At 50.6% G+C, this 13,264-nt stretch carries 12 protein-coding genes; 5 read left to right on the top strand and 7 right to left on the bottom strand.

Annotated features, from left to right (window positions below):
• Positions 1-18: 18 nt before the first annotated feature.
• From BUC30_RS06430 to BUC30_RS06420, 3 genes are all read left to right on the top strand, one after another.
• Positions 19-2,034: a GDSL-type esterase/lipase family protein gene (locus BUC30_RS06430; protein WP_073424088.1), complete on the top strand. Its 2,016-nt coding sequence runs from the start codon at positions 19-21 to the stop codon at positions 2,032-2,034.
• Between the two features lie 26 nt (positions 2,035-2,060).
• Positions 2,061-3,911: an MBOAT family O-acyltransferase gene (locus BUC30_RS06425; RefSeq protein ID WP_073424087.1), complete on the top strand. Its 1,851-nt coding sequence runs from the start codon at positions 2,061-2,063 to the stop codon at positions 3,909-3,911.
• Between the two features lie 265 nt (positions 3,912-4,176).
• Positions 4,177-5,226 (top strand): peptidoglycan DD-metalloendopeptidase family protein, encoded by a 1,050-nt coding sequence (locus BUC30_RS06420; protein WP_244536518.1) that lies wholly within the window; start codon positions 4,177-4,179, stop codon positions 5,224-5,226.
• A 169-nt stretch (positions 5,227-5,395) separates the two neighbouring features.
• Here the strand turns inward: BUC30_RS06420 and BUC30_RS06415 are convergent, their stop codons facing one another.
• The 6 genes from BUC30_RS06415 to BUC30_RS06390 form a co-directional block, all read right to left on the bottom strand.
• Positions 5,396-6,766, bottom strand: coding sequence for a chloride channel protein (locus tag BUC30_RS06415; RefSeq protein ID WP_073424679.1), 1,371 nt, complete (start codon positions 6,764-6,766; stop codon positions 5,396-5,398).
• 122 nt (positions 6,767-6,888) lie between these two features.
• Positions 6,889-7,656, bottom strand: a complete 768-nt coding sequence (locus BUC30_RS06410; RefSeq protein WP_073424086.1) for a thioredoxin-like domain-containing protein — start codon at positions 7,654-7,656, stop codon at positions 6,889-6,891.
• A 24-nt stretch (positions 7,657-7,680) separates the two neighbouring features.
• Entirely contained in the window at positions 7,681-8,193 is a 513-nt protein-coding gene (locus BUC30_RS06405; protein ID WP_244536516.1) for a hypothetical protein, read from the bottom strand.
• 51 nt (positions 8,194-8,244) lie between these two features.
• Complete coding sequence (locus BUC30_RS06400) at positions 8,245-9,420, bottom strand: beta/alpha barrel domain-containing protein (RefSeq protein WP_073424084.1); 1,176 nt, start codon at positions 9,418-9,420, stop codon at positions 8,245-8,247.
• 79 nt (positions 9,421-9,499) lie between these two features.
• Positions 9,500-9,778 carry a hypothetical protein gene (locus tag BUC30_RS06395; RefSeq protein WP_073424083.1) on the bottom strand — a complete coding sequence of 93 codons (279 nt, stop codon included), beginning with the start codon at positions 9,776-9,778 and terminating at the stop codon, positions 9,500-9,502.
• An 89-nt stretch (positions 9,779-9,867) separates the two neighbouring features.
• The gene (locus BUC30_RS06390) at positions 9,868-10,548 is read right to left on the bottom strand and encodes an Rpn family recombination-promoting nuclease/putative transposase (protein ID WP_073424082.1); all 681 of its coding nucleotides are present in this window, start codon (positions 10,546-10,548) and stop codon (positions 9,868-9,870) included.
• Positions 10,549-10,750: 202 nt separating this feature from the next.
• Between BUC30_RS06390 and BUC30_RS06385 the strand changes: the two genes are divergently transcribed.
• Complete coding sequence (locus tag BUC30_RS06385) at positions 10,751-12,124, top strand: M20/M25/M40 family metallo-hydrolase (protein WP_073424081.1); 1,374 nt, start codon at positions 10,751-10,753, stop codon at positions 12,122-12,124.
• Positions 12,125-12,133: 9 nt separating this feature from the next.
• Positions 12,134-12,823, top strand: coding sequence for an SIR2 family NAD-dependent protein deacylase (locus BUC30_RS06380; protein WP_073424080.1), 690 nt, complete (start codon positions 12,134-12,136; stop codon positions 12,821-12,823).
• A gap of 94 nt (positions 12,824-12,917) precedes the next feature.
• Here BUC30_RS06380 and BUC30_RS06375 read toward each other — a convergent pair whose 3' ends face one another.
• Positions 12,918-13,262 carry an Hpt domain-containing protein gene (locus BUC30_RS06375; RefSeq protein ID WP_083555591.1) on the bottom strand — a complete coding sequence of 115 codons (345 nt, stop codon included), beginning with the start codon at positions 13,260-13,262 and terminating at the stop codon, positions 12,918-12,920.
• Positions 13,263-13,264: the final 2 nt, after the last annotated feature.

The raw sequence follows: 13,264 nt of genomic DNA, 5'->3' as shown, positions 1-13,264 counted from the left end.
TACCGGAGGGGGTGTTAAGTGAAGAAAAAGCTTGCCGTCATTGCTGCCATACTTGGCATCGTTAGCATGGGATCCATGGTTTCTGCAAAGGACATGGAAATCACCCCGGGCTATTATGACGTTGACTTTACGAAATACGATTTTATCGATACGTCTTTGAATACCATCCAGTTCCCGCAAGGGAGCGCTAGTTTCGAGCCGTTCTTCAAGAAGCTCGACACGCTCGTTTTCGAGAACAGGGGCAAGGTGCGCATCCTCCACATTGGCGGTTCGCACTTGCAGGCAGACGTCATCTCGGGCCGCATCCGCGAACACTTGGTAAAAGAATATCCGGGTGCTTCGGCAGGTCGCGGTTTCGTATTCCCGTATTCGGCAGCAAGGACAAACACCCCTGCAAGCTACGCAAGCTATTATAAAGGCATCTGGGACAAGAACAAGAACGTCCAGCACGAAATCACTAAACCGCTCGGACTTCTTGGCATTGCCATCAGCACTCGCGACCCACGTGCCGAAATCACGCTCCTTTTGGACAAGTACAATACCGAACCCATCTGGGGCGAAACAAGCTTTAGAGTTTTCGGCTATAGCGACAGCAACGACGTCGAACCGGTGCTCCGCATCGATTCCATGGACGTTTTTGGAACGTTCGACGCCTCAAGCCAGAGCTACGTTTTCACGAGCCCGCGTCCAATTGACACAATCCAGATTGCATTCCGCTGGGCAGATACGACCAAGCAGGCAGAAGTCGCCGCATTCATCACGGACTCGCTCTACAAGGATTCCGTGGCCCGCGCAGACTCGCTCGCCCGCGTCGCCGATTCTTTGCGCATGGATTCGCTCGGCATTACGCCTCCGGCAAGTTCCGCACAGCCAATGGCACAGGCAGTTGCCGCAGACTCGATGTTCCAGGGCGACTGCGAAGACGTTCTCGATACAAACTGCCTGAACCGCGATGAAGACTTGCAAGCCGCACTAGATTCTGCCGCTGCAGATACGGTTCCGCCTCGCCCGCACTTTACGCTCACGGGCATCTTGGCAGAGAACAACGCCCCCGGCATCACGTACACAAACGTCGGCATCAACGGCGCCAAGGTTTCGAACTACTTTGAAGAAACATGCCCGCTCTTTGAAAAGGAAATGTCTTATTACAAGCCGGACCTCGTGATTTTCGCCATCGGCATCAACGATGCGAACGTCGAAGTCTTTAATGACAAGGTGTTCCGCGAAGATTACGACATGCTCATCAAGCGCATCCGCAAGGTGAGTCCCAAGACGGCTTTCATTTTCGAGACGAACAACGATTCCTACCGCAAGATCCGCAAGAAAAAATACGTGCAGCACCCGAACGGTGAAGTCGCACGCAAGGCATTCTTTATGCTCGCCGACAAGCACAAGGCAGGTGTCTGGGACAAGTTCTCCATCATGGGTGGCTTAGGTTCCATGGCCAAGTGGGAAAAGGCAGACCTTGCCAAGAAAGACAAGGTCCACTTCAAGACCGCCGGTTACCAGTTGCTCGGCGACATGTTCTACAAAGCTTTGATGCAGGCATACTTTGACCACATAGCAAGCCTCCCTGCTGAAGCTCCGGTCGTTGCACAGGCAAAACCCGCAGCACCCCCGACTCCAGCCCCAGCACCAAAGACAATTCCGGCAGCATCGAGTGTAGCCCCAAAGACGCCAACACCGTCTGCCAAAACAGCTTCGAGCACAGCCACGGCATCTGCTACAGCTCCCGCTGCAGCCCCGGCAAATGCAAAGGCAGCCGCTGCAATTCAAGCTAAGGTTGCCGCCCCCGCTCCAACAGCAGCACCGGCAAAAAAAGAAGTAGCAGCCAAACAGCCTGCCGAAAAAACGGTTGCTCCACCGCAAATGCCAAAGCTAGCCGCCGCAGCTCATAAAGATGTTCCGATGCCTGAAGTAGTAAAACAAACCGCACAACCCGCGCAACCCAAAATTCAAATTCCGCTGAAACCTCAAGCTCAAGCAGCGGAATCGCTGACAACACCAACTCCCAGTGCGACGGACTCCAAATAATTTTCTAATTTACAAGCCCAAAAATCATGCTTGACTATATCATCCCCTACCTGACCCGCACATTCGCGTTTGACCCGAACTCCCCGTTACTCTTCACCCAGTTCTATTTCTGGGGTTTCTTCGCGGTCGTCTTCGCCATCTTCTCGTTAGTCCACAGCAAGCTTTTGCTCCGCAACGCATTCCTGTTTGCGACGAGCTTGTTCTTCTACTACAAGACGAGCGGCAGCTACGTGTGCATCCTCATCTTCTGCGTGATAGCAAACTTCTTCATCGGCAAGTGGATCGAGAAGTCCGAGGTCAAGTGGAAAAAGAAGCTTTTGATGATTATAGTCGTGATTATCGACTTGCTGGTGCTCTGCTATTACAAATACTCCTACTTCTTCCTGGACGCACTTTACGACTTTACGGGCATCGAGCTCCACGTGTACAACTTCTTTGCCGCCGCAAGCAACGCAATGTTCAACACGCATTCACTCGTGGATACGATTATCCTCCCAGTGGGCATTTCGTTCTTCACGTTCCAGGCGATGAGCTACTGCATCGACATTTACCGCGGTAAGATTAAGGCTGTAGACAACATTTTGAACTTTGGCTTTTACCTCTCGTTCTTCCCGCAGCTCGTGGCAGGCCCGATTGTGCGAGCAGACAAGTTTGTGCCGCAGCTTTACAAGCCGTATTTCCTCCCCCGCCGCGCCTTTGGCATGGCAGTGTTCTGGATTTTGAACGGGCTCGCCAAAAAGATCATCTTGAGCGACTACCTCGCCACAAACTTTGTGGACCGCGTTTTCGATACGCCGCTCCTCTTTACCGGCCTTGAAAACCTGATTGCCCTTTTCGCCTATTCTTTACAGGTTTACGCCGACTTCTCGGGTTACACGGATATCGCCATTGGCGTTGCACTTTTGATGGGCTTCCGCCTGCCACAAAACTTCAACAGCCCGTACAAGGCCAAGAGCCCGACCGAATTCTGGCGCCGTTGGCACATTTCGCTTTCTAGCTGGTGGCGCGATTACTTGTACATCCCCCTTGGCGGTAACAGGAACGCAACCGTCGGCACGTTCTTCTGGATGGGATTCTTGAGCCTTGTGGCCATTCTCCTTTCTGGCAGCATGTGGGTCGGCATCGCTCTTGGCGTGTTTTTCCTCTACATTGCGATTTTCGCCTACTTCAAGCCGGAATCCCGCAAGACGATTACCACGAACATGAACGCCATGGCAACGCAGATTGTCGGCGGTTGGTGGCATGGCGCTAGCTGGAACTTCATCATCTGGGGCGGTTTGAACGGCTTTGGCCAGGTGTTCAACAAGCTCTGGGTCAAGCGCAGCGCGACTGTCCGCGCCTCGATTGCACTTGGTTTCTTTGCACTGAGTGCGATCCTCTACAAGCACTACACGATTCCTATATGCGCCATTACTGCCGTGTGGTTCGGCGTGCTTTTCGTGGGCATCTACTCGACCATCATCTATCACTTGTTCTGCCAAAAGCAATTGCCGTGGCTTACGACCGCCTGGAATGTGACGCTCACGTTTGTGTTCATCACGTTCACGCGTCTCTTCTTCCGCGCAGGCTCAAACCTTGACCCGGCAGAAGCAAACGAAGTCGCCTGGAACACGGCTAAGAACATGGTCCACCAGATGGGTACCGCCTGGCGCTGGGATACAATTCTCCCGATTGCATGGGAACACATCAATATTATCCTCGTGTTCATCGCCGGTATGCTTATCCACTGGATTCCGAAGCGCGTGAAGTCCCGCTACCGCATCACGTTTGCATCGCTCCCGATTCCGGGAATGGTAGCGGCAACGGCGTTCATCATCTTCGTGATTTACCAGTTCATGAGCGCAGACAGTTGTCCGTTCATTTACTTCCAGTTCTAGCGGCTTCGCCGCAGTAGGCGGTAGGAAGTAGACAGAAGGAAGTGGTTAGTGTCTTTCCCGCGAGATTCGCGGGATTTTTTTAAGACAAAATCCGACATTTTGACCATATTTATTGCAATTTGAGCACACGATAGTTTACTCAAATTTACAATAATGTTACACAAAGTTTTCTTGTTAATATCTAGTGAAAAAATATCCCAAATGTAGTGACAAAACGCAAAAAATTGAGTATTATTGAGTCCATATATATAGACCCCCTATTTTTATGAAAATTAAAACTATACTCATTGCAGGAGTCCTGCCACTCGCACTTTTCGCAAAAGATGACGACATGGCGGGAAAAATTGTTCCTCGTCTCGTTGAATCCAGAAGTACAGAATTGAACCAGACTATCGATGGTATCAACGACTTCGCCACAGAAGCCGAAGCCCAAACAGTCGGAAAGTTCGTCATCAACGAAAGCAACTTTACTCATAAAAAATCCAAGTCCCGCAAGGCTAAAGCCGCAGCCAAAGCTGCCCCTGTCGTCAGCGTCAAAGAAGCAGTCACGGCAAATCTCGGGACCGAAGAAGGCATCAATAGCGATAGCCTCGACACTGAAGAAGCCGTACGCGAATATGCCGAAGCAGATGCCGATATCAAGGCAACAACAGACTCCGCTTCCACGGGCGCTCCCGAAAAACTTTTTGTCCTCGACATGACGACTTCCATCATCCCGACGGAAAGCCGCCGTATTGCAGGTCATTACGGTCCGCGCAAGCACCGCATGCATCGCGGTGTAGACCTCGGTCTCTGCCACGGCGAAGACCGCACGATCGTCGCCGCATTTGCAGGCAAGGTCGTCAAGGTTCGCAACCAGGGCCGTCGCAAGGGTTATGGTCGCTACGTGATTTTGGATCATGGCAATGGTCTTACCACGCTTTACGCTCACCTCGAACGCTGGAAGGTCAAGGTTGGCGATGAACTCCAGGCTGGCGATACGATTGGCGTTGGAGGCAACTCGGGCCGCTCGTTCGGCGCCCACTTGCACTTCGAAATGCGCTACAACGGCATCTACATCAATCCTGAAACTGTTTACGATTTCGCCGAAGGCACATTCAGAGATATTTCCGTCACGCTGGATACAGACAAGCTCCAGGAAATCGAAGCCGCCTACCAGAAGGAAATCGGCAAGAGCAAGTTCTATAAAGTTCGTCGTGGCGATTGCCTCGGAAAGATTGCCCACAAGTACGGCACATCTGTCGAACAAATCAAGCGCTTGAATAACCTCAAGTCTGAAAAGATCCGTCCGGGACAAGTGCTCCGCTGCTCATAAGGAAGTAGGAAGTAGACAGTGGTTAGTGGTTAGTAGACAGTAGGAAGCTAATTTTAGTTGGAAGGTCGCGCGGGATTGCGCGACTTTTTTCAATTACATGAGAAGCAAAGCACAGCGCGGACAACGTATGCGCAGACAACGCCGCCGAGGGACAACCGCATGCCGAGTGTTATTCCTTAGCGATTTTGTCGTACGCCTGGATAAGCTCGCGGTCCATATCACGGCGGTGCGCCGGGGACGCAAACTTATTAAGCACTTGGCTCTTGTAAATTGTCCAGTTGCGCGAGAACGCAATGTGCATCACAGAAGCAATCAAAAGTCCCGGCAACAGGCTGTAGCTACCCGTCATTTCACAGACCATCACAACGCCTGCAATCGGAGCCTTTGCAGCGCCCGCAAAAAATGACGCCATCCCCACAAGGATGAACATCTCAGGCATGCGAATAACTCCCGGAAACGCAAGTTCGCATATTCCAGCAAACATAGCGCCAATAACGCCACCAATAAATAGCGATGGTCCAAAGACACCGCCCGAACCGCCCGAACCGACCGTAAGAGCGGTCGCCACAATCTTTGCAAGCACGATACCGAGCAAGAGCAAAACGCCCCACAGCGAATGCGGCACAAGCCCCGCCATTAGGTTGTCAATAAAATCAAAGCCGCCACCCGAAACTTCCGGGTACGCAAAAATCAACAGAGAAATGAACGCGCCACCCAACGCAGGCTTGAGCCAAACGGGGATTTTCCACTTGCTAAAACGGCGTTCCGACTCATAGTAAAAGCGCACATACAAATACGAGAATGGGAAACAGAGCACGCCAAGAAGCGCACATGCCAAAAGCTCGACGCCACCCGTAAACGGGAATGCAGGCACGCCACCGATCAAAGGAGCAGTCCCCACAAACGCGACGTAAATCGCAAACGACACCACCGAGGATACGATAGAAGTTGCAAAAGCGTTCGATTCAAAATCCTCGCGGTAAAGCATTTCGACCGATGTGAGCGCTCCCGCGAGCGGAGCCTTGAAAATAGCACCAAGCCCAGCCGCCGTGCCCGCCAGCAAGAACTGTCCACGCATCATGCGCGGCATCTTAAAAAACTTGCAAATCGTGGATGCAATGCCAGAGCCAATCTGCGAAATCGGTCCCTCGTACCCCGCCGAGCCGCCCGTCGCAAGCGTGATAATACTAGCAAAGAACTTGACCGGAGCCACGCGCGCACGAACATTCCCACCTTGATGATGGAAAGAATAAATCATCTTGTCGGTGCCCTGCCCCGCCGTCTCTGGCGCATGCGCCACCTTGTGGATGAAAAGCCCGACAACAAGTCCGCCAATCGCAGGCACCACCGCAAAAGCGTACCACGGCAAAATTCCAAGCGTCCACGGCATGCGAACCCAATCCACAGCGTGGTCAAGCCCCCAATGGAACGCGACAGCGACAAGCCCCGTCACAAAACCGATTACCGCGGCAAGCCCAAGCTTCGGCAAGTAACCGTTCACCACAAGAAGTTTCGCAATTGTACGATGAATCCGCTTCACGCAGCGCAAGATAGAAATTTTAAAAGTGCGCGACAAGGTTTCGCGCACATGTCAAAAACAACGAAAAATCAAGAGATCCTTCGACTCCACGATGTTTCGCTCAGGATGACAAAGCCCCGCAGCTATTTTTCGAGAACCTCGAGCACGAGCTTTTCGAGCATTTCAAAGCTCGGGGCGCCGCTCCAGACGCGTTTAATGTAGCCGTTTGAATCAAGGAGCATGAGCGTCGGGACCGCATGAATCCCGTAACGGCGCCAGAGTCCCTGGTCCGCATCGCGGTAAAGCGGATACGGCGAAGCATGCTGCTTCTTGTAGAACGCAAGGAGCGGCTTGGTCTGTTCAGACGAAATGCCGATGACTTCGAGCCCTTGGCTAGAATACTTGTTGTAGATCTTTTCGAGCACAGGGAGTGTCTGGCGGCAAGGTCCGCACCAAGTTGCCCAGAAATCGAGAAGCGTTGCCTTCGGAGCATCCTTTCTCTTTTCGCCGTTCTTGTAGAAGTTCTTGCCGAATTCAGCCATCTTGCTTCCAATTGCAGAACCCGTAAGGCTAGAAATATCGTCCGGGCGTTCCGTCAGCGTCACCTTCAGCGGGATGCGCTTTCCATCACGGAAAATTTCAATCGCAACCTTCGAACCGACCTTAGCCTTTTTCAGAACGTCCTGTATTTGCGCCACATTGACCAAGTCCTTGCCATCAAAACCGATGACCAAGTCACCCGAAACAATACCGGCCGAGAGGCAGCCCGATTCAGGATGCACGCCAGAAACAAGCAGCGCAAGGTGATTTTCATAGAGGGATTTTTTGTAAATGAGTCCAAGCCACGGTCCCGCAAACGCAGAAGCCGACAAAAGTAAGAGAACACAAATTGCACGAATGATTTTCGACATTTAATCCATCCTATAAATTACTATTTAAAAGAGATAAAAACCGATATTCAAAGCAGCAGTGAAATGAGTTTCACGGCTAAAAAGTTCATCATTCTTATCGACTAGCGCACGCCCCAAGATGTAACTTGCATCCAGCTCGATACGGCACAAAAAACTCGTATTCTTGAAGAACGTAATGTCGCGACCATAACCAAGTGTCAAGCGCGGCGGGAAATAGCTTTTGCCATATCGTTCGAAAGAAATAAACGAAACTCCCAAACGCACAAAATCATCTTCGCGAGTTCCACGGAAAAAGAATCGCCAATCCGAGCCGACTTCAAGATAATCACCAGAGAACAAAGCTACACCAAACAAGTCGAGCGAATGGTGCTTATGGAAGCGATACTCGCCACTCAGCAAAATGCCAGGATGCACGGAGCCCAAGTAATAAACGAGTTCCAGTTCACCCCCAAACGAGAGCGCCGAAAGCGAATCTGACACCGGAGCATTTTCGTAGGGTTGCTCGATAAAGTATCCAGCGAAAGAATGGACACTCACAAGCAAAAGCGCAACGAGGAATATTTTAACGCTCCGGAACTTCAATGTTCGTTAGCCCTTCGGGTTCTTAGCGTCGTAATCGGCGAGAGACTTGAAACCGTCTTTCGAGAGAGCTTCTTCAAGTTCCTTGCGCATCGCATGGGCAGCCATCCAGCGGAAAGCCACCACAGAATAGCACTGCACCGCATCGACACCGAGCTTGATGAGGTCATAAATCTTGTAGCCGTGGTCTATGCCACCGCAAGCAATCACGCTCATCTGCGGGTAATGTTCACGAATAAACTTGACATTACGCACCGTATTTTCGTAAAGCGGTCGCCCAGACATGCCACCGCGATCGTTATCTGCACGAAGCGGCGTCAAATCGTCGTACTTCACATGGACAGGGAGATCCGTAACTTTCTTTGTCGGGTACGTGTTGCCCATGACAACGCCGTTCACGCCCACCTTCACCAGCATATCCATGATGGTCGCCGTGTGATTTTCAGGCATATCCGGGCTGAGTTTTGCATAAATTGCCTTGCGGACCGGCTGTTTATTGCGATAATCCGTGATGGCGGTAAAAATCTTATTGACAAGCGTCATGTCCAAATCGAGGCGGTTCTCCCCCGTATTCGGGCAGCTCAAGTTGATTTCAACGTAATCAGCCACGCGGTAAGCGATAGAGAAACTTTCGACGATGTCCTGAAGCTTTTCGTTTTCGTCCGTAATGCCCGGCGTTTCGGCAACGGAGATACCCACGCACATGCCTGCCCTGTGAGCTGCAGTAATCTGGGTATCCACGCGACGAGTCACCGCATCAACGCCATCGTTGTTAAGACCCATGCTGTTATGAATCGCACGGTCATTCTCGATAAAACCGATACGCGGTCTGTGCGTGTTTCCTTCGCGGACGTGGCGAGTGGCAGTTCCCACTGAGATGCCGCCAAACCCCATGTTGGCAAAATCGCAAATGCGCTTCGCCGTCTTGTTTGCACCAGCCGCGAGCATAATTGGGCAACCGAAATGGAGCGGATTCGAACCATCCGCAAACGTTACCACGCGATTCAGAGTCTTGCTCAAGTCCGGGCGTGCGCCCATCAGCGGAATCACAGGAGCAAAACGCGCCACATGCTTCAAGGAATCATGGCGAAATTCAGGATTATTGTGGAAAATGCGGCGAATAAGCGCAAGAACACGGTCACTAGGACGCATGTAATATTCGTGATTGATGCAATTATTACTCATGTGTAGTAAAATAGAAAAAAAAGACTCCCCTGACGAGGAGCCTTTAAGCTATAGACTTAATAAGGCTATCTAAACATCGCTACTTGAGAGCAAGCATCGTAGCAATATTTTCTTCAGAAACACCAATTGAACGAAGATAATCCGCCCTCTTGGCATCTAGAGCCTCAATCCTTTCACGTTCCTTTTTGACACCCTCATTAAAAAAGTGTTCACCAAAGGATTCGTAGCCCTTATTTTTCAAAGCCTCTGGACTATCCATCTTGATTACCTCGCTTTTGTAAGGCCACTTCCAGAAAAAGTACGAAAGCGACTGTTTAATAAAATCCCTACCTTCGTCGGTATTCTGCAGCCTAAGCAAGTGCGCAGCCGCCTCACGAAAAGATATGGAAAACTTCTCTACATCAAAAATATACTAAACCGAGTGTCGCAGCGCAAGCTTGCTTGCTGCTATGACCGAGGTGCCGTATATTGCGCTTTAGCGCCAATATACTTCATCGCAGTCAGGGCGACAAGTGTGAACGGTGAAAATTCCTTCAGTTCAGCATCATCAATGGCATGTCCAACATCTAAAAATACAGCCTTGAAAGGATAGCCGATATCATGATAGAACTTGGGATATTCAGCATAATGAGTTTTCGCCAACGGATTCCATTCATCTTCACCATTATAGACAATGAAGGCAACCACAGGAACATCCTTCTTGCGTTCCAAGAACAAATGATGATAATATTCAGAAATTTGAAGAAGCACCTTATCCTTACTTGTAGACTTATGCTCTGCAATAATCCCTACATAGAGTCCCGTAACACCGCCATCCTTAAGATTGACCTCAAAAACTAGGTCTGCAGAGCCCGTATGCTTGTCGCTTGAAAAGTTTTCAGGAGTTCCACGAAGGGTTTTGAGATCTATGGTGTCCAGGAACTCTCTAAGCGAAGCGTTTCGCCGCGAAAAAAGCTTCAGCAGTTCAGCCATTCGCTCAGGATCCGCAAAAGCAAATCTAAAGTACCTATCATGAATAAAGTCGCTCTGTTCATCAACAGAATCCACGATTGCATTGAATTCGTGGGCAATGTCACGCGTCACAGAATCTGGAATTTCATTTTTAACCTGTTCATTTTCCAATGCCATAGCATGTCCTTTTTACGGTCGAGAACATCTCAAACCGCTTTATTAACACGCTTTTTTCGCAATTTTATTCCAGGTTTATTTCGTAAAATTTTTTAAACAACGCAAGAAATTATTTAAAGGCAGTATCTGTAGAAAGCCAACAAACCACCTATTGCCATGATACGAAAAATTTTATAATTCTTACTAGACAAGAGAGTAAATTATGCAAAACAAAATCAAGAAAGATATTCACGAAAACATGCCGCGCTATATCGACATGCTTTCGAACCTGGTAGCCATTCCATCCATCAGTTTTGACAATTTCGACCAGAAGTACGTTTTGGACAGCGCGAACGCCGTCAAGGCGATGTTTGAAAAAGCGGGACTCACAAACATCCAGTTTTTGATGCCGCCGAGCGGGCGCCCGAGCGTTTATGCCGAAAGCCTTACAAGCCCAGACAAGCCGACCATTCTTTTGTACGCGCATCACGACGTGCAGCCGCCCATGCGAGAAACTTTGTGGGACACGCCGCCGTTTACAGCCACGCAGAAAGGCGACCGCCTCTTTGGACGCGGCACCGCTGATGACAAGGCCGGCATCATCACGCATCTTGCCGCACTTGAACAGGTTCGCCGCGAGCTCAAGGGCAACGGTCCGAACCTCAAGTTTATCATTGAAGGTGAAGAAGAATCCGGAAGCGCAGGCTTCGAAAAGATTCTCACGAAACATGCAGAACTCTTGAAGAGCGACGCCGTCATTATCGCAGACCTCGGAAACTTCGCCAAAGGAACACCGTCCATCACGACGACGCTCCGCGGCATGAGCGCCATCAACGTGACGCTCCGCGCGACAAAGGCTCCGCTCCATTCCGGCTCATGGTCTGGCCCGATTCCCGACCCCGCCCAGGCTCTTTGCCGCATGATTGCAAGCCTCACCGACAAGGACGGCAAGATTCTCATCCCGCATTACGAAGATGACATTATCCCGCCGACAAAGGAAGAGCTTGAATCTTACAAGTCGCTCGGCATGACCGAAGAAATTTTCCGCAACGACGGCGGCGTTCTGGAACAAGTAAAGTTGAACGTGCCCGAAGACGAAATTCTGCTTTCACTGTGGCGCCGCCCGAGTATCATCGTGAGCACGATTGAATCCGGCTCCCGCGTGAACGCCGGCAATGTGCTGCAAGATAGCGCCTATGCCCGAATCGGCATCCGCCTTGCACCCGGCATGGACGCCGTGAAATGCACCGACATGCTCGCCGACTTCCTCAAGGCACAAGTTCCGAACAACATGGAAATCACCATCGACAAGGAAGACGGCGCCAATCCGTTCACGACCGACACGAATCACCCGTTCTTCAAAAAGATGAGTGAAGCCATGGCGGACGCATACGCCTCCCCCACCAAATTCATCGGTTGCGGAGCAAGCATCCCTGGCGCAGAACTTTTCCGCAACACGCTCGGCAACATCCCGATTTTGCTCACGGGCCTCGAAGACCCGGAATGCAACGCCCATGGCGAAAACGAAAGCCTTTACCTGCCCGATTTCGAAAGCGGAATCGTTGCAGAAGCGCTTTTCTTTGCATCCATTTCGTAAGGAGGATCTATGAAACGTAAAAGACTCGTCGTATTGACAGGCGCTGGAATCAGCGCGGAATCTGGTCTCCGCACATTCCGCGGAAACGACGGCATGTGGGAACACGAAAACATAGAAGACGTCTGCACGCCGGACGCTCTCCGTCGTGACCCGAAGCGCGTCAAGGACTTTTACAACTTCTTGCGAAAGGGACTCCCCGAACACCAGCCAAACGCAGCCCACATCGCACTTGCAAAACTTGAAGAACGCCTCGGCGATGCATTCTTGCTTGTAACGCAGAACGTCGACGACCTCCATGAACGCGGAGGAAGCAAGCGCGTTTTGCACATGCACGGTGACTTGATGAAACTCCGTTGCACCAAGCACGAGCACGAATTCGAATTCACGGGCGAAGAAACATTGGACACAAAATGCCCGATTTGCGGAAGCCCCGTGCGCCCAGACATCGTGTTCTTTGGAGAAACACCTTTGTACATGGACGAAATTCAGGAAGCTCTGATGAATTGCGACGAATTCGCCTACATCGGCACTAGCAGCGTCGTGTATCCGGCAGCAGGGTTCAAGAGCTTTGCGAAATCCTACGGAGCAAAAGTCACTTGCTTAAATCTTGAAGCACCCTATGGCGACCCGTATACAGACGTCGTCATTCAAGGGAAAGCGACCGAAGTCGTGCCCAAGTGGTGCGAAGAATTTAAGTAGTCATTAGTTTTTAGTCATTAGTTTTTAGTTAATAGTTTGACGAATTTCACGATTATAATTCTATCGACTATTGACCAATGACTATTGACTATTTTTATTCAGCACAAAGCTTGCCGAGTTCATCCCTCTTGGCGAGAAGCTTCGCCAAGAGTTCGCTATAATCCATTTGCGTGCGATTACGCAAAAGTTCAGTAATCTCGACCGCAATCGTATAAAGCGGCGTCAGCGAAAGATTTCCGAGAACGCCCTTCAGCGCATGAGCGGCATCAAACGCACCATCCAGATTTTTAGCATCGAGACTCTGCTTGAGTCTGTCAAACACAGCATCATCGGGAATGGTCATCACGAGCTTCAAGAAGAGCGCTTCGTTTCCAAAGCAACGAGCAAGCCCTTCAGCGGTATTTGCACCAAACGAATTGAGTTTTTCAATAGTAATCACGA

The organism is Fibrobacter sp. UWB7 (assembly GCF_900142945.1).
Taxonomy (GTDB): Bacteria; Fibrobacterota; Fibrobacteria; order Fibrobacterales; family Fibrobacteraceae; genus Fibrobacter.
The sequence above is the reverse complement of the archived record's forward strand: the minus strand, read 5'-3'. Positions and strand labels throughout refer to the sequence as shown.